Annotated in this window: 17 protein-coding genes; 9 read left to right on the forward strand and 8 right to left on the reverse strand. The window is 71.3% G+C overall.

The window, feature by feature from the left end:
• Positions 1 to 5: 5 nt before the first annotated feature.
• Both G4D86_RS31675 and G4D86_RS31680 read left to right on the forward strand, forming a co-directional pair.
• Positions 6 to 1,211 (forward strand): coiled-coil domain-containing protein, encoded by a 1,206-nt coding sequence (locus G4D86_RS31675; protein ID WP_163997803.1) that lies wholly within the window; start codon positions 6 to 8, stop codon positions 1,209 to 1,211.
• 210 nt (positions 1,212 to 1,421) lie between these two features.
• Positions 1,422 to 2,066, forward strand: coding sequence for a DUF4382 domain-containing protein (locus G4D86_RS31680; protein ID WP_163997804.1), 645 nt, complete (start codon positions 1,422 to 1,424; stop codon positions 2,064 to 2,066).
• 21 nt (positions 2,067 to 2,087) lie between these two features.
• Here G4D86_RS31680 and G4D86_RS31685 read toward each other — a convergent pair whose 3' ends face one another.
• Genes G4D86_RS31685 through G4D86_RS31695 form a run of 3 tightly spaced genes read right to left on the reverse strand, consistent with a single transcriptional unit; the run spans position 2,088 to position 6,115 of the window.
• Entirely contained in the window at positions 2,088 to 3,089 is a 1,002-nt protein-coding gene (locus G4D86_RS31685; RefSeq protein WP_240360576.1) for a M48 family metallopeptidase, read from the reverse strand.
• Entirely contained in the window at positions 3,089 to 3,661 is a 573-nt protein-coding gene (locus G4D86_RS31690; protein ID WP_338050624.1) for an SH3 domain-containing protein, read from the reverse strand. Before G4D86_RS31690 ends, G4D86_RS31685 begins: the two co-directional genes overlap by 1 nt.
• A 27-nt stretch (positions 3,662 to 3,688) precedes the next feature.
• On the reverse strand, positions 3,689 to 6,115 hold the full coding sequence (locus tag G4D86_RS31695) for an adenylate/guanylate cyclase domain-containing protein (RefSeq protein ID WP_163997806.1): 2,427 nt from the start codon (positions 6,113 to 6,115) through the stop codon (positions 3,689 to 3,691).
• Between the two features lie 249 nt (positions 6,116 to 6,364).
• On the opposite strand from G4D86_RS31695, the gene G4D86_RS31700 reads away from it, so the two are divergent.
• Together G4D86_RS31700 and G4D86_RS31705 are read left to right on the forward strand one after the other, a co-directional pair.
• On the forward strand, positions 6,365 to 7,570 hold the full coding sequence (locus G4D86_RS31700; RefSeq protein ID WP_163997807.1) for a hypothetical protein: 1,206 nt from the start codon (positions 6,365 to 6,367) through the stop codon (positions 7,568 to 7,570).
• Between the two features lies 1 nt (position 7,571).
• Positions 7,572 to 8,324: a ferritin-like domain-containing protein gene (locus G4D86_RS31705; protein ID WP_163997808.1), complete on the forward strand. Its 753-nt coding sequence runs from the start codon at positions 7,572 to 7,574 to the stop codon at positions 8,322 to 8,324.
• Between the two features lie 12 nt (positions 8,325 to 8,336).
• Here G4D86_RS31705 and G4D86_RS31710 read toward each other — a convergent pair whose 3' ends face one another.
• On the reverse strand, positions 8,337 to 8,927 hold the full coding sequence (locus G4D86_RS31710; protein WP_163997809.1) for a DUF924 family protein: 591 nt from the start codon (positions 8,925 to 8,927) through the stop codon (positions 8,337 to 8,339).
• Between the two features lie 171 nt (positions 8,928 to 9,098).
• On the opposite strand from G4D86_RS31710, the gene G4D86_RS31715 reads away from it, so the two are divergent.
• The 4 genes from G4D86_RS31715 (at position 9,099) to G4D86_RS31730 (ending at position 14,125) form a co-directional block, all read left to right on the forward strand.
• Positions 9,099 to 9,647 (forward strand): TspO/MBR family protein, encoded by a 549-nt coding sequence (locus G4D86_RS31715; protein WP_163997810.1) that lies wholly within the window; start codon positions 9,099 to 9,101, stop codon positions 9,645 to 9,647.
• Positions 9,648 to 9,791: 144 nt separating this feature from the next.
• Entirely contained in the window at positions 9,792 to 10,448 is a 657-nt protein-coding gene (locus G4D86_RS31720) for an RNA polymerase sigma factor (RefSeq protein ID WP_163997811.1), read from the forward strand.
• Complete coding sequence (locus G4D86_RS31725) at positions 10,445 to 13,417, forward strand: CHAT domain-containing protein (RefSeq protein WP_163997812.1); 2,973 nt, start codon at positions 10,445 to 10,447, stop codon at positions 13,415 to 13,417. Before G4D86_RS31720 ends, G4D86_RS31725 begins: the two co-directional genes overlap by 4 nt.
• 105 nt (positions 13,418 to 13,522) lie before the next feature.
• Complete coding sequence (locus G4D86_RS31730) at positions 13,523 to 14,125, forward strand: hypothetical protein (RefSeq protein ID WP_163997813.1); 603 nt, start codon at positions 13,523 to 13,525, stop codon at positions 14,123 to 14,125.
• A gap of 31 nt (positions 14,126 to 14,156) precedes the next feature.
• Here G4D86_RS31730 and G4D86_RS31735 read toward each other — a convergent pair whose 3' ends face one another.
• The 4 genes from G4D86_RS31735 to G4D86_RS31750 all read right to left on the reverse strand — a co-directional run bounded on the left by G4D86_RS31735 (position 14,157) and on the right by G4D86_RS31750 (position 20,479).
• Positions 14,157 to 15,251: a DUF3616 domain-containing protein gene (locus tag G4D86_RS31735; protein ID WP_163997814.1), complete on the reverse strand. Its 1,095-nt coding sequence runs from the start codon at positions 15,249 to 15,251 to the stop codon at positions 14,157 to 14,159.
• Between the two features lie 9 nt (positions 15,252 to 15,260).
• On the reverse strand, positions 15,261 to 15,428 hold the full coding sequence (locus G4D86_RS31740; protein WP_163997594.1) for a hypothetical protein: 168 nt from the start codon (positions 15,426 to 15,428) through the stop codon (positions 15,261 to 15,263).
• A gap of 152 nt (positions 15,429 to 15,580) precedes the next feature.
• Entirely contained in the window at positions 15,581 to 17,521 is a 1,941-nt protein-coding gene (locus G4D86_RS31745; protein ID WP_163997815.1) for a PAS domain-containing sensor histidine kinase, read from the reverse strand.
• 255 nt (positions 17,522 to 17,776) lie between these two features.
• Positions 17,777 to 20,479 (reverse strand): M1 family aminopeptidase, encoded by a 2,703-nt coding sequence (locus tag G4D86_RS31750; protein WP_163997816.1) that lies wholly within the window; start codon positions 20,477 to 20,479, stop codon positions 17,777 to 17,779.
• 291 nt (positions 20,480 to 20,770) lie between these two features.
• Here G4D86_RS31750 and G4D86_RS31755 point away from each other — a divergent pair.
• On the forward strand, positions 20,771 to 20,956 hold a 186-nt coding region (locus G4D86_RS31755; protein ID WP_163997817.1), incomplete at its 3' end, for an ATP-binding cassette domain-containing protein.

Below are 20,956 nucleotides of genomic sequence, written 5' to 3' on the forward strand. Positions count from 1 at the left end.
CCGCCATGAAGAAAGCCTTCGAACAGAACGTGTCCCGCGCCAAGCCCCGCCTCCGCCTGGGTGCGCTGACCGGCCTCATCGACCCGGCGGCCGAGGCCGCCCCGGAGTCGGACGTCTCCGCCGAGGCCGCCCCGGAGCCCACCGCCGAGGCCCCGGACCTGTCCGCGGAGGTCCGCGCCCGCATCGAGCGCGCCCGCGCCCCGCGCCCCACCGCCGCCGAGGCGATGGACGCGGCCCTGCGCGCTCCGGAGACCGAGGCGCAGTACGCGTCGCCCGTCACCTATGCGTCGCCGGCCCCGTCGCCGGAGGCCCTGCTCGACGCCGAGCCTGCCGAGCCCGCCGCCGCGCCCGTCACCTTCGCCGCGCCGCCCACGGCGCTGCACCTGGACGGCCTCGTGGCCGGACACCCGCCGGAGGCGCACCCCATGACGCAGGCCTCGGCCCACGCCTCGCTGCCCCACGTCACCGCCACCGTCGCCGAGCCCGTGGCCCGGGTGGAGGCTCCGCCCACGGAAGTCGAAGTGCAGACGCCCGCTCCGCCCCATGACGACACGCAGGACTCCGCCGGGCGGCGAGAGCGACTGAAGGCGCGCCTCAAGGCCGTGCGTGAGAATCCTCGCCCGGAGCCGCTGCCGGCCACCGTGGCCGAAGCGGGCCAGCGCGCGGTGGAGCGCATCACCCACCTCCAGGCCGAATTGGTGAAGGTGAAGGCGCTCAACCTCTCCCTCACGCAGGACCTCGAGGTGTCGCGCCGCCAGGCGGAGAAGGCCACCGAGGAGGCCCGGCTGCGCATGGACGAGGCGCGCCGGCTGTCCGCGGAGATGGAAGGCCGCGTGAAGCTGCTGGCCGACCTGGAGCGCGAGCTGTCCGCGCTGGAGGGCGAGCGCGACGAGGCGCTGCTGTCCCTCCAGGAGACGCGGCAGGCGCTGCAGGCCGCGGCCCGTGAGCGGCAGGAATTGGAGGACGAGGTGGCCCGGGGCAAGCAGTCGCTCGTGGACAGCCTCGCGGAGGAGGAGCGGCTCGCCGGTGAGTTGGAGTCCGCCAAGGACGAGTCCATCTCGCTGCGCCGCACCGTGGAGGCGCTCCAGGGCGAGCGCGACGTGCTGGCCCAGCAGGTGGCCTCGCTCACCGCCGAGCGCGCCGAGCTGCTGGAGGCCCGCAAGGCCCTCGAGTCCGTGCACCGCGCGCTCAGCCAGGCCACCCTGCGCTGACCGTCTCCCCGGCTCCGCGAGTCACCTCGCGGAGCCGTCTGCCCCCGCTGGAGCGGCGCTACCCGGTACGGGCGCCCCGGCTGGAGTGAGTCACCTTTCGGAGCCGCCTGCCTGCCCTCGCCGCCGCCGCGCCAGCCGGTGCGGGTGGCCGGCATGTCGGGCGCGGGGTCTCCTCCGGTGTCGCCGCAACGCGACGCCCGGGGGTCCCCCATGAAGCGCCCGCTCCTCGTCGCTCCGCTGTTGCTCGCCGCCTGTGGCGGTGGAGAGCTCAGCCTCTCCCTCACCAGCGACGACCTCGGAGACAACTCCCTGTCCCTCTCCGCACCGGCGGACCTCACCACCGTGAGGGCGCTGAACATCACCGTGGACGAGGTCTGGGTCCACGTCTCGGGTGACGACATCCCCGACGTGGTGAGGGGCGAGGACGTGGCGGCCAGCTCGGACGGCTGGCACCTGCTGACGGCCGAGGACCGCTCCTTCGACTTGATGACGGTGCGCGGCGGCGCCGCATGGCCGCTCGGGGACTTCCCGCTACCCACGGGCAGGCTGACGCAGGTGCGCCTCAAGCTGAAAGCCTACCTGGCGCCGGCCGTCGAGCGCGCGAGCCTTCCGGGCGCAGTGGTGGAACAGGACGGCACGGCGTGCGACTTGAACGTGCCGGCGAGCGTCATCGAGCCGGGCTTGAAGCTCTCCGGCCTCCTCCCCGCGATGCGGATTGAGGCCGGCGGCAGGTACCGCGCGCTGGTGAATCTGAAGATAAAGGACTCGACGAAGGTCGACGGCGCCACGTGCGCCTACAAGCTGGACCCGGTGCTCAAGGTGAAGTGGTCCGGCGGGGGCGGCGACTCGAAGTAGCCGCGCGCCCCGGCCGTCTCGTTACTTCACGCTGTCCTTCGCGACGCCGCTGCTGCTGGCGGGGCGGATGACGGCGTAGTCCGGTTGCTTCAGCTTCGGCGAGCGCAGGCCCTCGGTGGCGACTTCCGGGAACTCGTCCGCCGTGCCCTTCAGCGTGTCGAGGTAGGCGACGAGCTTGTCCCGCCGCTCCTGCTTCTTCGGGTGGTTCTTCTGGTTCTTGACGTCGGTCATCTTGGAGATGAGCCCGAGGTAGGCCGCCGGGTCGTACCCCGCGGAGAGCATGAGCTGGACCGCCATCCGGTCCGCCTCGAACTCCAGCTTCGGCCCGTTGCCCTCGTCGAAGGCGGCCAGCGTCTTCTCCGTGAGGTAGGCGAGCAGCTCGGGCTCATTGTCCAGGTCCAGCGTTCCACCCGTCTCCAGGGCGGCGAGCAGGGTGTTCGCGCTCAAGGCGGACAAGACGGCCTTGCCGACCGCCTTGGCGCCCTGGGCCGTCTGGCACGCGTCGACCTTCTGCGCGTTGTACTGGCGGATGGCGTGCTTGAGCACGCCGTGGGCGATTTCATGCGCCAGTGCGCCGGCGAGCTGGCCCTCGTTGTCCACCTCCATCAGCAGTCGCCGCGTGACGAGGACGTAGCCACCCGGCGCGGACAGCGCGTTGAACTGCTCCGTGTCGTTCAGCACGCCGAACGTCCAGTTCAGCGTGGGCCGAAGCGATTGGGCCGCCAGGTTCTTGCCCACGATGTTGACGTAGTCGTGCAGCTTCTTCTCTTCCGCCGTGGAGAACATCAGCCCGCCGCCGCGCTGCACGAAGTGGATGGCCAGCGCGCCACCGAGGGCGTACTCCTCCGCCACGGTGGGCTCGACATCCAGCTTCTTGCACTCCACCACCTCCACTGCGCCCTTCGCCAGCTGGGGGGCCGCGCTCGCGCCCTTGTTGACGAGGGTGTTGAAGTCGACGCCGCGGCAGGACACCGCCAGGGTGCCCACGCCCAGCATCGCGAGCATCTTCAGTCGCGAGCCCATCAGTTGCCTCCCTTCTTCCCGGAGCTCTTCTTCGACGCGACCTTGTCGCTGGGCCCCACCACCGGGAAGAGCCCGGCCTCGGCGACGTGCGCCGCGATTCGCTCGGGCGTCAGCTGCTCGTTCCGCTTCTCCAGCGCCTTGATGTCCGCGACGGCCTTCTCGTAGTCGCCCTTCTTGCCCTTGCCGTAGGCCTCGGCTCCGGGGCTGAGCGCCTTCACCGCGGCGCCGCTGGCGACGAACTTCTTCGGGTCGAGCTGCCGCGTGCCGTCCTTGTCCGTCACCAGCTCCATGTTGGGCTGGGTGGTGGACAGGTTGGTCTGGAACACGAAGCCCTTCTTCCCGCCCGGCGCCTCCACCTGGTGCCACTGCTTGTTCTTCGGGTCCGCGCCCTTCCACGTCACCTTCTCCCCCGGCTGGAGGATGACCACCGTGTCCGCGGTGGAGGACGGGCCCTGCTGCACCCGCGTGTTCTTCGCCTTCACGTACAGCGGATCATTCACCCTCACGGCCGCCGCCATGCCCGGAAGGCCCAGCGCCAGCACGGCGGCGGTGACGGCCGCTCTCGTCCTCATCCTCATGGGTTCCGCACTCCTTTCAGCTCACTTGTCCAGGCTCGCCACCCCGTCGAACTCCGGCGGGGGCGCCTTGGCGTACTTGTGGCAGCGCTCCAGCAGCGCCTGCGTGGGCCCGTCCTCCGGGTCCTCCAACCGTCGTGCCTCCAGCACCGCCGCGGCCTCGGCGAAGCGCGCCTCGCGGTAGAGCGCCAGCGCCGCGTGGTAGCGCTCCACCGTCACCCGCTTGCGCACGTCCAGGCTGCCCTTGAGCGCCAGCAGCTCGTACACCGTGACGGCCTCCGTCTTGCCCGCCACGCGCACCCGGTCCAGCTCGCGCACCTCGATATGCTCCTTCGCCAGCTCGTAGGTGTGCGGGCCAATCATGATGACCGAGCCATACGCCTTGTTCGCGCCCTCCAGCCGCGCGGCCAGGTTCATTCCGTCGCCGATGGCCGTGTAGCTGAAGAGCTGCTCGCTGCCGAAGTTGCCCACGAAGTTCACCGCGCTGTTGAGACCGATGCGCGTGTACATGTCCGGCAGGCCCTTCGCGCGGAACTCCTCGCGCAGCCGATCCACCTCCTCCTTCGCCGCCAGCGCCCCCCGGCAGGCCCGCACCGCGTGGTCCGGCTGGCGCATGGGCGCGCCGAAGAGGCACACCACCGCGTCGCCGATGTACTTGTCCAGGCACCCGCCCTCCTTCAGCAACGCGCCGCTCACCCGCGTCAGATACGTGTTGAGGATGCGGACCAGGTCGCGCGGGTTCTCCTTGAAGCGCTCGCTGAAGGTGGAGAAGCCGCGGATGTCGCTGAAGAAGGCGGTGATTTCGACATTCTCCCCGTCCAGCCGGGGCAGCTCTTGCTCGGAAATCATCTGCTCCACGAGCTTGGGCTCCATGAAGCGGCTGAAGGCCTGACGGATGAACTCCGCCTCCTTGTTGGCCATCAGGTGGTTGAAGGCCACCGCGGCCACGCTGGCCAGCATGCCCGCCAGTGAGGGCAGGGCGGTGAGCAGGTACGTCCCCGTCTTCGCGAGGATGGGGCCCGTCACCAGGTGCATGCCCAGGTAGAGCGCCAGCGGCCACGCGATTTCCAGCGGCGTCCACCGCGTCGTCATCAGCAGCACCACGGACGTGAGGGCCACCACGAAGACGAGCACCAGGCTCATCCACAGCGGCGCCTCGGTGATGAAGCGGCCGTCGCCCAGCAGCGTGTCCAGCACCGCCGCCTGCTTCACCACGCCGGGCGCCGCGGGCGAGAAGGGCGTGGCCTTCACGTCGTTCAGCCCCACCGCGTTGCCGCCGATGACCACCACCTTGCCCCGGAAGGTGTCCGGCGCCAGCCCCGTGGGCCGGCCCTGGCTGCGCAGCACCCACGCGTCCAGGACTTGAAGGAGCGACTTCACCTCGAAGCGCTCGTGGAGCTCTCCGCCGAAGTCGATGCCCGTGCCGCCCTCCGCATCCACCGCGTACGCGCGCGAGCCCAGCCGCAGCGTGCGACCGGACAGCTCCACCTCGCTTGCGCCCAGCAGGCCCGCCGCCACCCGCACCGGCAGCGTCGGGTACGCGTTGACGCCGTCCGTGTACGCGAAGTGCGTGCGCCGCATGAAGCCATCCGGGTCCGTCTCCTGGTCCACCAGCCCGAAGCCATCCATCGCCCCCACCAGCACGGGAATGGGCCGCACCGGGTAGTACGGTACCGGCTTGCCGTAGGCGGGCTCGCGGACCAGCGACTTCAGCGGGTGGCGCTCCGTGCGCATGGGGAAGGCCAGCGCGCGGGCCATGGCCTCGGGCGTGACGGGCGGGAGCGCCTGCTCCTCCTCCACGTCCTGAAAGGCTTCCTCGTCGGGAAAGGACTCCCCGTCCGGCGCCTTCGCGTCGTCCCCGGCCGACGGCAGGGCCTCTGAAGGCAGCGCGTCCCGGGCCGAGGCCACCGGTGCGGCGGAGGGCGCGGCCGGGGCCGGCGGGGGCGGGGTGTCGAAGCTCGCACGGGGCAGGGGATCCGCATCCGCGTTGGTGGACACGCCTAGGAAGAAGGGCACCCGCGTCTCGAGCAGCACCTGCGCGAAGGCCAGGTCCATGCCCGGGTCCGTGGAGCGCTCGTCCATCACCGCGTCGAAGACGATGGCGCGCGCGCCCTCGGCTTCCAGCTGCTCCACCACCCGGGCCCACAGGTTGCGGCTGTAGGGCCAGTTACCGTAGTTGCGCGCGTACTGCGCGTTGGCGCGGATGCCGTCCAGGCTGGGCTGGTCGATGGCCAGCACCACCACGTGGGGCGACTTCTCGCGCTTCCCGGTGAAGGTGGTGACCGTCTTGTCGTAGGCGCCGCGCTCGGCCTCCTCCAGCCAGCCGCCCAGTGAGCCACCCAGCAGCTCGCATGCGGCCGCCAGCGCGGTGGCCAGCGCCGCCACGCCCAGCATGTGCTTCCAGTCGTTGCGCCAACGCAACCGGAGAATCTTCCAGCGCTCGCCTGCCACGGTCCCCCTCTTGCGACGCATTCCGGGTGTCACATTAGCCCAGTCCGGGTCAGGCCCGTCAGTCCGCCCTCCAGGCGCGGCAAAGCGGACGTCGGTCAAGGCCAGCCATGCGGGCAGGCCGTCGCAATCCTCGAAGCCACCCTGGCGGCGTCCCGTACAGGGTTTGCCGGTCTCCTGTGCCGTCCGGACCTTATGCGCCGATGTCGGAAGGCCCCCGGCCTTCCACCGCCCCGCGCAAAGGAGTCCGACGTGGCATTGGATATTTTCAAGGAGAAAGGCGTCCCGCTCGACCGCCAGGTCTTCACCTGGAAGGACCTCGTCCGGCGCCCCTACAGCAAGCTGGACGACGACGCGTTCACCCGCGTGTGCGTCATCTACATGAACGGAATCATGGCGGACGCGCTGCGCACCAAACACGCGATTGCGCGCATGAACCGCGACCTGCGCGAGCCGCTCGCCCTGGTGCGCCGCGTGGAGCAGCACGAGCAGACGCTCATCAACTGGCTCAACCCGCCCGACCAGACGCCGCTGGAGACCACGCTCGGCTTCGAGCAGGTGGCGATTGAGGTGACGGCCAGTGTCGCCCTGCGCGAGCCGGACCCGTACCTGGCCCAGACGTACCGCTTCGGCCTGCTCGAGGACTTCGACCACCTGTACCGGTACGGCGCCCTCTATGACCGCCTCGAGGGCAAGGACCCCAACAGCATCACCCAGTCCTATACGGACATCCTCGCCGGGCGCCCCACGTCGGTGGAGCACCGCAACCCGCTGGATGACCTGCGCCGGCCGTACGACAAGCGCACCGCGGTGCCGCTCACGAAGCTTCACGCCATGAGCATCACCGCCGCGGAGAACCAGACGCACGACTACTACATGACGGTGGGCCCGTTCTTCAGCGACCCGGTGGCGCGCCAGCTCTACGCGGAGATTGCCTCCATCGAGGAGCAGCACACCTCCATGTACGAGTCGCTGCTGGACCCGGACGAGACGGTGCTGGAGAAGCTCGTGATGCACGAGTGCATGCAGGTCTACAACTTCTACTCGTGCCTCGCGTACGAGAAGAACCCGCGCATCAAGGAGATATGGCAGCGCTTCACTGATTACGAGCTGGGCCAGCTCCACCACATGATTCAGCTCTTCCAGCAGGTGGAGGGCCGCGACGCGGCGGAAATTCTTCCGAAGACGCTGCCGGACCCCATCGGCTTCAAGGAGCACCGCGAGTTCGTCCGCAAGACGCTGAACCAGGAGGAGGACCTCGCCTCCAACGGGCCGGACTACGTGCGCATGGCGGACCTGCCACGAGACCACCGCTCGTTCGTCTACCGCGACCAGCTCAACTCCGACGGCTCCCCCTCCGAGACGGTGGCGGCCGGCTACCAATGGACTCCCGGGACGGAGCTCGCCGCGCGCGCGCAGCGCATGGGCTCGGTGCTCGAGGGAAAGAAGGTTCACTGACATGAAGAAGACGACCAGCGACCTCGGCATGAACAGGACGGGCATCGCCACCTCGCCCGTGGACAGCGCGGACATCATCCAGGCGGCGCAGAAGCGCCAGCCGAGCCACCTGGGGGACGACTCGCTCATCCTCAAGGTGCGCCAGCAGTACGCGGTGGAGTCGGACGGCATCGGCAGCGTGCCGCCTCCCACCAGCCTCAAGGGTTCCAACTCGAAGCCCACCGTCTTCATCGACAAGCTGGGCGAGCGCGCCGCCTTCGAGCGCTCCGGCGTCCGGCTCTACCAGGGGGCGCTCGCGAAGTTCGAAGTCCTGGGCAGCTGGGAGGGCGGCCCCACCCGCGAGGGGCTGACGCGCATCCTCAACGACGAGCTGTCCCACTTCGGCCTCGTGTCCGAGGTCCTGACGAAGCTGGGCGCGGACCCCACCGCGATGACACCGTGCGCGGACGTGGCGGCGGTGACCTCCATGGGCCTCCCAGCCGTGGTCAGCGACCCGCGGATGAACCTGCGCGACACGTTGCACGCGCTGCTGGTGGCGGAGCTGACGGACAACGCCGGCTGGGAGATGCTCATCGAGCTGTCGCGCGGCCTGGGCCACGACACCCTGGCAGAGCGCTTCCAGCTCGCGCTCGACGCGGAGGCCGAGCACCTGACGCTGGTGCGCAACTGGCTGTCCGCGGGCGTCACCCTGGAGGCGCGCGCCACCCCGGTGCCCCGGGCGGAGGCCGGCCCCGGCCTCACGCCGACGGTGTAGCCGCCTTCAGCTTCAGAAGGACGAGCCCGGCTCCTGGAGGAAGCGCTCTTCCTCCGCGGTGGACGGGCGCCCCAGCGCCACGTTGCGGTGGGGGAAGCGGCCGAAGCGCTCGATGACCTCCCGGTGCCGCCGGGCGTAGTCGAGCGGCTCGCGGCTGTCCCGGTGGTACAGGGCCAGCATCTCGAAGAGGGCCACGGCCAGCCGCTGGTCGTGGACCTCCTCGCTGTGCTCGAAGGGCAGGTAGAGGAACCACCGCCACACCGGCGGCAGCGCCAGGTCCAGCCCGCGCGCCAGCCCGTGCCGTGACACCTCACGCGCGAGCGCGTCCGTGGCGAAGGCCCGGGGTGTGTCCCGGAAGAGGTTGCGGGGGAACTGGTCCAGCAGCAGCACCAGGGCGAGGCAGCTTCGCGGCTCGTCCTTCCACGCGCCCAGCGCTCCGGAGGCGGCGGCCTCGTGGACGTCCAGGAAGCGGCGGCGGCACTCCTCGTCGAAGCGCGCGTCGCGTGAGAACCAGCGCTCCCGGGGGCGGCCGCTGGTGGGGTTGAGGATGGGGTCCGGCGGTTGGCCGAACCAGAAGCCGAGGACTTCCTCCGCGCTCGCCATGTCGTGCCTCCAGCACGGCCGCCCGACAGTCGGACGCGCCCCCCAGTCCCTGGGGTGCCATCTTTGTACACCGCCAACATCCGGGCTGGCGGCGGGGACGGGGCGGCACCACCTTCCAGCGGACAGTCGCGGGGCCTGAGGCGGCCCGGCCACGGCCACGGGAGGATTCGGATGGAGACGACGACGCAGGAGCCGACGACGCGGACGGTGCCGGGCCCGGTGATGCGCACGGCCCTCAACCCCACGCTGCGCACGGAGTCGGTGGTGGCGCTGGGCACCTTCGGCGCGCTCACCGTGGGCGCGGCGGTGCTGGGCGGACGGCAGAGCTCCGCGGACTCGCTCTGGTTCAAGCGCCTGCGCAAGCCCGCCTTCCAGCCGCCGCCGAAGGTATTCGCCCCGGTGTGGACGGTGCTCTATGGCCTCATCGCCCTCTCCGGGTGGCGCGTGTGGACGGCGCCCGCGGGGGCTCGCCGCTCCAGGGCGCTGGCCCTGTGGGGCGTGCAATTGGGCCTCAACGCCGCGTGGTCCTGGCTCTTCTTCGGCAAGCACCAGCCGCGCCGGGCGCTGGCGGACAACCTGGCCCTGCTGGGGAGCATCGGCGCCTATGTGGCCACCACGCGGAACGTGGACCGCCCGGCTGCCTGGATGGTGGCCCCCTACCTGGCCTGGGTGGGCTTCGCCAACGTGCTGAACGCCGAAATCGTCCGTCGCAACGCGTAGGCCACAAGGGGGGAGCGGGCCCGCAAGTACCGGGAAGGAGGGGGGAAACCACCCGGCCGGAGGCCCGTACGAGAGGCTGGAAAATTCCTCGCGAAATCCGCTTCGGGAAGATGGGAGGGGGGCGCCGTTGAGAGAGCGACCGCCATGGATGCTTTCGCCCTGCAACCATCCTCGTTGTTCTCCGGCTCGCTGCTCAAGCGGAGCTTGACGGGGCAGGAGCGGACGGGTCAGCCTGCACCCCGAGTGGAAAGCAGGCCTCCTTCATCGCCGACCCTGGACAGCCGGTGGTTCGCGGCATTCGCCCGGGAGCATGAGGCGGCGCTGCTCGCCACCGCTCTGCGCCTGTGTGGCAACGCCACCGACGCCAGGGACCTCGTCCAGGGGACCCTCGAACGCGCCTGGCGCAACCTGGCCCGGTACAAGGTCGGCACCGACGGGCGCGCGTGGCTGCTCACCATCCTCCACCACCTGTTCATCGACCTCTGTCGCTCCCGCACGCGTGAGCGGCGCGCGGACGTGTCCGCCGAGGACGTGGAGGAGCGCATCGCCGCGCCGGAGGTGGAGGCCGCCCCCGCCTGGGCCTCCATCAGCCTGGAGCAATTGCGCGACGCGCTGGAGAAGATTCCGGAGGATTTCCGCACGGTGTACCAGCTGCACGCGATGGAGGGCCGCTCGTACGTGGAGATCGCCGAGCGCCTCGGGATTCCGAAGGCCACCGTGGGCACCCGCCTCATCCGCGCGCGCCGCAAGCTGAAGGAGCTGTTGATGCCCACGCCCCCGGGCGAAGGGGAGGGCACATGAGCGCGTCGGAGCCCCTGGACATCCACGACCAGGTCCACGCCTTCGCGGACGGCGAGCTGTCCCCGGAGGAGGCGGACGTCTTCCGCGCCCACCTGGGCACCTGCGCGCAGTGCCAGGAGGACCTGAACGACATCCTCCAGCTCCAGGCCCTCGGGGGGCGGCTGGGCGAAATGGACGCGCAGCCGGTGCAGCCGGTGCACCCGCACCGGGACGCCGCGCCCTCGCGGGCCTTCCGTCCCGCGTGGAGCCGCCGGGGCAACCGGGTGGCGGCGCTGGCCCTGGCGGGCTCGCTGGCCGCGGTGCTCGCGGTGGTGGTGCTGCGCTCGCCGGACGTGGTGCCCCAGACCGCGCACGACGCGATGGCCCTGGCGCCCACGCGCTCCATGGAGGCGCGGCTGAGCTGGTCCGGCGCCAGCGCGCACCGGCCCTACGGCGTGCTGCGCTCCGGCGACGAGCGCCCGAGGGAGCTGGTGCCGCTGCAGCAACTGGCGAAGCTCGAGGAGGCGGGGGACCTCCACGGGCTGGCGACGGGGCACCTGCTGCGCGGTGAGCGGGACCAGGCCGCGGAGTACCTCCAGCGCGCGCCGGCCTCGCCGGACGTGGACAGCGACAAGGCCGTGGTGGCGCTGTCGAAGGGGGAGCTGGAAGAGGCGCTCATCCTGCTGGACGGCGTGCTGGAGAAGCACCCGCAGCACCCGGAGGCGCTGTGGAACCGGGCGCTGGTGCTGCGCGAGCTGGGGCTGGATGCGCTGGCGGCCGACGCGTTCGACGCGGTGGCGGGCCTGCGCGAGCCGGGCTGGGCGGAGGAGGCGAAGGAGCGCGCGGCGGCGCTGCGCCGCCGGCTGGAGGTCCAGCGCGGCACGTGGGACGACGCGCAGAAGGCCGGCAAGGCGCTGGCCACCGACGGCACGCCCTTCCCGGAGGGCCTGGCCCGCGCGGTGCCGGGCTCGGCGCGCAACGCCCTCTACTCGGCCCTGTGGGCGGCGCCGACGGCGGACGCCGTGAAGGCACTGCTGCCGCTGGCGCGCGTGCTGGACGCGCACTACGGCGGGGACACGCTGGAGCGTCGCGTCTCGCACGTGGCCGGCCTGGACTTCAAGCGCCGGGGCCCGCTGGCGGAGCGCTACCGCCAGGTGGTGCTGGGTACCTTCGACGCCTCGGGGCTGGACGCGTACGTGCGTGAGCTGGAGGCCTCGGGCAACTCCGACTTCCTGCTGGCCGTGCTCCCGCTGACGGGGCAGCTCCCGGCGCGGCTGCCGGAGTACGAGAAGGCCGCGAAGGCGCTGGGTGACCCGTGGTTCACGCTCAACGTGGAGCGCGAGGCGGCCCGGGCGGAGTTCGCTCGGGGCGACCTGGCCGGCGCCGAGGCGCGGCTCTTGCGCGCGCTGCCGGCGTGCCGCGCGGCGAAGGCGGACTACCGCTGCGGGCAGATGGAGTACGTGCTCAGCCACATCTACACGGAGGAGCACCGGCTGGTGGAGGCGCGCGAGCACGCGGTGGCGGGCCTCCAGCTGGCGCGGCAGGCGCAGGAGTGGACGCAGCAGTCGGACCTGCTGATGGTGCTGGGCAACGTGGCGCGCTACCGCAACGCCTTCGCGCTGGCCCGGGCCTACCTGGGCGAGCAGGCCGCGCGCGACGGCCGGTGCGCCGCCCGGCGTCAGGTGCAGGAGGGGCTGGCGGCGATGCAGGTCTTCGCCCTGCGTCCGAAGGAGGCCCGCGAGGAGCTGGAGCACGCCCCCGTGTGTGACGTGCCCTTCTTCATCAACGGCGCCCTGGTGCAGGCGGACCTGGCCCGGTTGGACCCGCGCCCGGGTGACGTGGAGGCGCTGCGCGACGGCCTGCGCAAGCTGGAGTCCTCCGGCCTGCTGCGCCCCGGGGAGCTCGCCCTGGCCACCCACATCGAGGGCCGCGCCGTCATCGAGAAGAACCGCGAGGAGGGCCGCGCGCTGCTGCGCAAGGCCATCGCCGAGGGCAACCGGCTGGGCTCCGAGGACCCGGGGGCCTGGAAGGCGCGGGCGTACAGCTACTCGTCGCTCATCCTGGACGCGGGCAAGGCGGGGGACTGGGCCGGGGCGCTCGGCCTCTTCGCGGAGGAGTCCGGCGCCGGTGCTCCGGAGCGCTGCGAGCTGGGCGTGGAGGTGCACGACGAGCGCACCCTGGTGGCGGCGAAGGGGCCGGGCGGGGAGCTGCTGGGCCACTTCGACGCGAGCCGCCGCTCGCCGGACTTCGACGTGACGAAGCTGGTGCCCCAGGCGGTGGTGACGGCGCTGAAGCCCTGTGAGCACGTGCGCGTCTTCGCCCGCTACGCCGTCCACGGGCAGGCTGGCCTGCTGCCGCCGGAGCTGGCGTGGAGCTACCACACGGGCGCGAAGCGGGCGGCCCCGACGGTGACGGCCGCGCGGCCCCTGGTGGTGCACGACGTGGAGGCGCCGGCCTCGCTGAACCTTCCCCGGCTGCGCAGCTGGGAGCTGTCGGGCGCGGCCTCGCCCCGCCGGGTGGAGCTGACGGGCGCCGCGGCCACGCCGTCGCGGCTGCTGGCGGAGCTGGCGGACGCCACCGAGGTGGAAATCCACGCCCATGGCCTGGTGAACCTCGGTGTGTCGGACGCGTCGCTGCTGGTGATGGCGCCGGAGGCGGACGGCCGCTACGCCCTCACCGCGGGCGAGGTGCGCAGGCAGAAGCTCAAGGGCGCGCCGGTGGTGGTGCTCGGCGCCTGCCAGGCCGCGCGGACGGCGCCGTACCTCCACGCGCCGTGGAGCCTTCCCGTCGCCTTCGCCGAGGCGGGCGCGCGCGCCGTCCTGGCCTCGCCCATCGACATCCCGGACGCAGAGGCCGGGCCCTTCTTCGAGCGGGTCATGGAGCGCATCCGCGCTGGCGCACCCGCCGCCATCGCACTCCGGGACGAGCGCATGCGTGCCCTCGGCGCGCGCCCCGACAGCTGGGTGAAGACAGTCGTCGTCTTCGAGTAGCCCGACAGCCGTACCCCTCCCCTCACAGTCCAGTCTCCCTCACGCACCCGGTGCCCCAGCGCCGGCAACGCCGTACGTGTCACCCTTCACACCGAGGTTCACACCATGAAGTCCATCCGCTTCTCGCTGCTCGCCGCCTTCGCCCTGTCCGCCGCCGCCTGCAACGTCGACCCTGACTTCGCCGAGGCGGAGTCGGGTGAGCTCGACTCCCTGGCGCAGGCGAGCATCGTCTCCGGCCCGCCGACGCCCATCTCCAACTACTGCCCCAGCGCCATCGTCGCCGCGCCGGGCACGCTGCCCACCGCCCCCACGCCCATCTCCGCCTACGCCACGGCGCCGCTGTACCCGATGGGCACGGGCCTGCGCAGCGCGCACACCGTCATCTTCACGGACCCGGCCAACCCGTCGGGAAGCTGGCAGGCCATTGGCTTCGACGTGAAGGGCTACCGCCAGGTGTTCTACGTGTCCGGGCAGAACTCGCGCGAGCTGCGCCTGCTGCTCAACAAGATTGCGACGGACATCGACAACCTGGAGCAGGACAGCGGCACCGGCAACGAATTCTCGTGGGGCATGAGCGGCCAGATTGGCGGCCCCATCCTCCCGCAACCCGGCATCCACGACGGCGCGTGGAAGGTGGCGTGGACCAACGCCTACAAGACGAACGAGTTCATTTCAGTGAGCCCCTCGCCCCTTCAGCCTATTCGGTGAACGCGTTCGACTCAGTGAGCGCCGCGCGCCTTCAGAACAGCCGGAACACGTCCGCCAGCACGCCGCATGGCCCGTAGCGGCGCTGCCTGGCGGGCGAGTCGTAGACGATGAGCACCGAGTCATCCGGCTCGAAGTAGGAGAACAGGGCCACGCCCTCGGCGTGGTCCGCCTTCTCCGAGCGGGGCACGTCGAAGAGCGGCTCCAGTCCACCCGGCTCCTGCGGGTGGATGGAGTCCTTGGTGAGATTCAAGCCGTTGCGCAGCCGGTAGAGGCGGATGGTGCCGTCCAGCGGCAGCGTGGGCCCGGCGAGGATGAGCAAGTCATTCCCGTGCCGGCTCAGCTCGCGGATGCCCAGGCCGTCCAGGTCGAGGAAGTGCTTGCGGTACCAGCCGCCCTTCTTCTTGCGGTGGGGCTCGAGGGCACCGTAGCCGTTGCTGTCGACTTCCATCTCCAGCAGCACCGCCCAGCCGCGCAGCACCGGGCCGCGCAGCCCCAGGAAGACGCGGTTGCCGTGCACCGCGAGCCCCTCGATGTCCAGGCCGTTGTCCTTGCTGGGAATGGCCAGCGCACCGGGAGGCGCGCCCGCACCCGCAGGCACGAGGAAGGGCCCCAGGTGCTCGTCCTCCCGCAGCAGCTCCACCAGCCGGCTGCCTTCGGAGGGCTCCAGCGACACCGCGTCCTGCTTCTTCGCGCGCCCGCTCTTCGAGGCGGCCTTCCCCTTGCCCTTCGTGGGCAGGGGCAGGCGCGCCAGCATGAAGCGCGCGGGCTGGTGCTCCACGGTGGCCAGCCGGGCCAGGTCCTTCGCCACGCCCTTGCCCTTGGGCTTCCTGCGCACCGAGCTGTGCGAGCCGACGAGCCACAGGTGGCCGTCCTGCATGTCCAGCGCTTCGATGTCCATCTCCTCGCCGCCCTTCACGCCCAGCAGGCCCGCCACGTCATGGCGTTGCTGATGGGAGAAGACGCGAGGCTCCTCGGGGCTGAGCCGGTGCAGCACCCCGTGCTCGTCGGATGCCACCCAGACGCTGCCATCCGGGGCGCGCGCGGCGGCCGACAAATCCTCCGGCACCGCGGCGTCACCGTGGTCGAACTTCAGCAGCAGGCGGCCGAGGAGCTGGGGTTGTTCCATGCCCCCAGTCTAGTTGCGCAGCTTCGACGGCTTGGGCGGGTTCATCGCCAGCACCACCGCGAAGTAGCGTGCCTGACTCTCGGTGGTGCAGCGGACCTCCTGGATGCGACCGCCCATCTTCACGCGGACGATCCAACCTTCATTGTCTCGGGTCAGTGCGGGCGTGTCCGTCGTCATGGTCTCCATCCTTGGTGGCTTCCTCCTCCCCCGGGTAGAGCAGCCGCCATGCCAGCGCCGGAAGCGTGCGAATCCAGGCGCTTTCCCTGCCCTGCTGGCCGATGGAAGACAGGCCGGACTGTAAGTTTTGCGAACCCCGGGGTGCCGGAGCTTCAGTGGACGAGCCGGTCCGGCTGCTCGACGGGCGGCTGCGCGGTGGCGCCCGTCAGGCGGGGCAGGGCGACGTGGAAGGTGGAGCCCCGGCCCACCTCGCTCTCCACCCAGATGCGGCCGCCGTGGCGCTCGACGATGTCCCGGCTGATGTAGAGCCCGAGCCCCAGCCCGCCGTACGAGCGGGACGACACGTTGCGCGCGCGGAAGTAGCGGTCGAAGAGGAGCTTCTGCTGGTCCGGGGGAATGCCGATGCCCGGGTCCTTCACCGACAGCAGCGCCAGGTCGCCGCGCGTGTGCAAATCCACACGGATGGCGCCGCCGTCGGGGCTGTACTTGAAGGCGTTCTCCACCAGGTTGGCGATGACCTGCTCCAGCCGGTACGGGTCCGCGCGCACGAGCACAGGCTCGGGTGGCCGCTCGAAGTGGACGGAGTGGCTGCCGCGGTGGACCTCCATGGCCTGGAGGACGTGCTCCACCAGGGCGTCCAACTGCGTGGCCTCCGGGTGCAGCGCGAGCCGTCCCGCCTCGATTCGCGACGCGTCCAGCAGGTCATTGATGAGGCCGGTGATGCGCAGCAGGTGCTGGCGGGCGTGGCGCAGGGTGGACGGGTCCACGTGCTCGCCGCGCTCCATCTTCCGCTCGAGCGTGGCCAGCCGGAGGCTGAGCGGGGTGAGGGGCGTCTTCAGCTCGTGCGAGGCGATGGAGAGGAAGTCGTCGCGCACGCGGATGGCCTCCTGCGCCTCGTGGTACAGGCGCCCGCGCTCCTCGTCGGCGAGCCTGCGGTCGGTGACGTCCTCAATCATGATGCCCAGCCCCAGCACGCGGCCGTCCGTGGCGCGCACCGGGTAGAAGCTCCCCGCCAGGAAGCGGGGCGCGCCCGCCATGCCCAGGTCCTCGGTGGTGGTCTCCCGCTTCTCCATGGGCTCGCCCGTCTCCAGCACGCGCCGCATCACCTTCTCCACCTCGATGCCGATGGGGCCGAGCACTTCGCGGGGGCGGCGGCCCACGTGGCCTTCGGGCGAGACTCCGTTGATGCCGGCGAGCACGTCGTTGACGCGCACGTAGCACAGGTCCATGTCCAGGAAGCCCAGGCCGATGGGTGCGGTGCGGAAGAGGGTGCCGAGCTGGGCGAGGCTCTCATCGCGCTCGCGCTCGGTGCGGCGCCGCTCGGTGATGTCCTCGACGATGCCCACGCCGCCCTCGACGTGGCCCGTCTCGTCGAAGCAGGGGGCGAAGCGGATGTGGACGGGCGTCGACTTGTTGGCGGTGACGGAGTGGTAGTTCCCCTCGTAGTCGGAGCCGAGCCCGGAGAGCGTCCGGCGCACGCACTGCATGAGCCGCTCGTCGCGCAGGGAGAGCAGGTTGAGGCCCACGAGGATGCGCTTGGGTGAGCCGATGATGCGCACGAAGCGCTCGTTGCAGGCGGTGACGACGGGGGTGTTGTCGAAGTGGAAGATGCCCAGGGGCGCGTTCTCCACCACGACGCGGTAGAGGGCATCGCCGTTGGAGCCCTCGGGGTGGGGGCCCGCCTCCGGCTGGAGCGTGTGCTCCATGGGCTCGCTGACGGTGTCGATGACCTCGTGCAGGCGGCGGAAGTTGATGACGATGCGCTCGTCGGCGCCCTGGCCGCTGGCGCCCACGGTCAGCTCCACGAGGATTTCCACGCCGTCCTTGCGACAGGCGAGCACGCGGGTGGCGCGGCCGCCGAGCGCATTGCGGCGGGACAGCAGGTAGCGCAGCAGACTCCTGCCGCCGTACTGGTGCAGGCGCTGGGGGAACAGGCGCGAGGCGGGCTGGCCCTGGAGCTCCTCGCGCTTCCAGCCGAGCAGTCGCTCGGCGGCGCTGTTGAGGAAGCGCACGCGCTCATCAGCGTCGCAGGCCACGAAGGGGTCCACGGAGGCGTCCAGCCAGGCGCTGAGTTCGTCGATGGCTCCAGCCATGTGCTCCCCTGGGGCCGCCCGGCCCATGTTTGGCTGGCGAGCCGGGACATGAGGGTCCTGGCGCCCGCATCGCGATACGCGGAGGGCGCGTCCCCTTTGAATACAGGTAGCCATCGGAGGCGTGGGCCGCGCCTCCTGGCACACAGCAAGTCCCTGGTTCAGGTCCGTCCGTGAGGCAGGCGACGGAGCGGGCGCCACCCTGGTGCTGGTTCTCCGGGCGTCAGCGGGCCCGCGCACCCGAGGGCCCTCGTGCCGCTACCTTCGCTTCGTCTTGCTCGCCGCGGGCTTCGCGCTTCCATGGCCGCGAGGCGCCTTCGCGCCGCGACCTCCACTCGTAGCTTCCACACTCCGTGCCGTGGCGCGTGAGCGGCCCGCGCCGTCCGGTCGCGTGGCCTTCGCACCACCACCGCCACCGCGAGGGCCCGGCGTCTCCGCGCCCTTCAGCGCCAGCGCCTCCAGCCGCTCACGCATCGAGCGCGTCTCCTCCTTCAGCCGGTCCACTTCCTCGCGCAGCGACGCCACCTCGCGCGCCTGCGGCTCACCGTCCCGCAGCGCACGCACCGTCTCGCGCGCGGCACGGCGCGCACGCGGGTCCTCGAGCGGCGTGCCCTCCAGCGCGGGAATGAGCCGCCGGTCGCCGAGCGTGCGCCCCGCCTCGAACACGCCCATCTGCACGCGGAACAGCGGGTCCCTCAGCAGCTCCGCCAGCAGGTCCACCGCCTCGCGCTTGCGGCCGGCGACCTCCGCCAGCTTCGCCACGGCCTGAGTGGCCGCACGGCGGAGCACGCGAGGCTGCCCATACGCCGTGCGCGCCGCGACGATGGGGAACGCCGCCGGGTCCTGCGCCTCCGCGAGCCCGTCCACCGCGCCCACGGCGATGACGTCCTGGAACGAGGGCCGCGTGGAGACGGTCTCCAGCACGCTCACCGCGTCCGGAGCGCGCACCCGGCCATAGCTGCGCGCGGCCTCGCCCTCCACGAAGTAGCTCGCGTCTCCGCCCTCCACCAGCGCGCGCAGGCGGGAGGCCACCTCCGTGTCGCGGCGGAACTCGCCCAGCGCGGCCACCACGGCACGGCGCACGCGGGGATGCTCGGTGGACAGCGCGGCCAGCAGGCGCGCACGGGACTCAGGCGTGCGCAGCCGTCCCAGCGACTTCGCGCACGCGGCGCGGGTGCCCCAGAAGAGGCGAGCATCTCCGAGCGCCTCACCCAGCGCCTCCACGGCGCGAAAGCCCCCGTGCTTGCCCAGGGCGGTGGCGGCTTCGGTGCGGGCGCGCATCTCCGGCGCGGCGCGCAGCTCTTCCAGCCAGAGCGCCGCGCCCTTGTCCACGTCCACCGTGCCGAGCACCTCACGCCGAGGGTCCACGCGCACCTGCGTGGGCGCGGTGGGGCAGGGCAGCAGGAACGAGTGCTCCGCGTCCGTCACCTCCAGCCGGTGCAGCGTGTCGCGCCCGTCGGTGGTGATGGCCACGTCGAGCGGCAGGCGGAACACGGGCGTGCCCGAGTCGGTGCGCTGCGTCTGACGGACCTTGATGCGCAGGCGCGCGTCCTCGGCCTCGTAGCGGACCTCCACCTTCAGCTCCGGGTGGCCGGGCGCGAAGACGTACTGGTCGAAGAAGCCGTCCAGGTTGTGGCCGGTGGACTCCTCGAAGGCGCGGGACAGGTCCACCGTCTCCACGGCGCCGTGGCGGTGGCGGGCGACGTAGTGGCGCAGGGCGCGGAAGAAGAGCGCGTCACCCAGGCGGCGGCGCAGCTCATGGAGGACGAGGCCGCCCTTTTCATAGAGGTGCCGGTCGAACACGTCCATGGGCGCGTGGAAGCGGCGCGCGACGATGGGGCGGGCGTAGCGCTCGCGCACCTCGCCCAGGTAGCCGTCGAGCTGCGCGCCGCGGTGCTGGTCCGCCTCGTCCTGCCCGTCGGCGCGCTCCTTCCAGAGCACCTCGCACCAGGTGGCGAAGCCCTCGTTGAGCCAGCCATGCGGCCAGTCGCGGCAGGTGAGCAAATCACCGAACCACTGGTGCGCCAGCTCGTGCGACACGAGCGGCTCCGCGTTGTAGTCCGGCTGGGCGCGCGCGTCGTGGAGGACGCCGTCGGTGAGGCTGGTGGCGGTGGTGTTCTCCATGCCGCCGAGGATGAACTCGGTGAGGAAGACCTGCGCGTAGCCGCTCCACGGGAAGGGCTCGCCGGTGGCCTCCTGGAAGACGCGGACCATCTCTGGCGTGCGGCGCACGCAGCGCAGCGCGTCCTCGCGGCGCCCCTTCGGGAAGAGGTAGCGCAGCGGCACGTTGCCCACGGAGTCGGTGGCCTCCTCGAACTCGCCCACCGCGAGCGTGATGAGGTAGGGCGAGACGGGCTGCTCCATTCGGTAGTGCTGCGTGCGGCGCGCGCCGTGGGTGCTGTCACTCACCAGCGTGCCGTTGGAGAGGGCGGTCATCTCCGAGGGGAAGGTGGCGAGGACTTCGGACGTGGCCTTCTGCGCGGGCGTGTCGAGGCAGGGGAACCACGCGCGCGCGTCGATGTCCTGCCCCTGTGTCCACGCCTGGCGGGGACGGTCGGGGTAGCCGGCGTCGGGGCCCCAGAAGTAGAGGCCGCGGCGCGGGCGGCACGTGTAGTGGATGGCCACCTCGCACGCGTGGCCGGGGCTCAACTGCGAGGGCAGCTCCACGCGAACATGCGCGCCGGAGTTGGCGAAGCGCGCGGGATGCCCGTCGGCGAGCACCTGGGACACGTCGAAGTCCACCGCGTCGAAGGTGACGGTGGACACGGGACGCAGCGCGGAGACGCGCGTGGTGCAGGCGCCGGTGAGGCGGTGCTGCTCGAAGTCGAGGTCCAGCTCGATGCGCACGTGCTCGGCGCGGACGGGCCGCTCGGCGGCGTAGTGCTCGGTGGCGCCAGGAAGGGAGAACGGGTGGAGGTCGCTGGAGGCGGACTCGGACGCGTGACGGTGGCAGCAGCGCATAAGCGTTCACGACTCTTCCGCATGGCTGCTCCACCGTCGAGCGGGAGCGCACCAAAGGGCACCCCAGCGTCGGCTATCAACGAAGTCGGCCAGGGAACGTCCACGGCCTCCGGGAGCCCGCGGGCCCGGCTTCACCCCGCCTGGACCAGATTGCTTGCAAGCGCCCCGGAAACTCAATATTCTCAATGTCGATATTGATTTTTGACCTGTTATGGCGCCTCGGACCTCGACTTACCCCATGCAGTCCCGGTGTCCCGTCCGTGCAACCAAGGCTTCGAAAGGACGCACCGCATGAACCCCGCAGCGAAGTCCCCCATCGTCTCCATCACGAACGTGACCAAGGACTACAGCCTGGGCAAGGTCGTCGTCCCGGCGCTCCGGGGCGTGGACCTGCAGGTCCACCCGGGGGAGTTCATCTCCATCGCCGGGCCGTCCGGCAGCGGCAAGACGACGCTGCTCAACCTCATCGGCTGCGTG

This window comes from Pyxidicoccus caerfyrddinensis (assembly GCF_010894405.1).
Taxonomy (GTDB): domain Bacteria; phylum Myxococcota; class Myxococcia; order Myxococcales; family Myxococcaceae; genus Myxococcus; species Myxococcus caerfyrddinensis.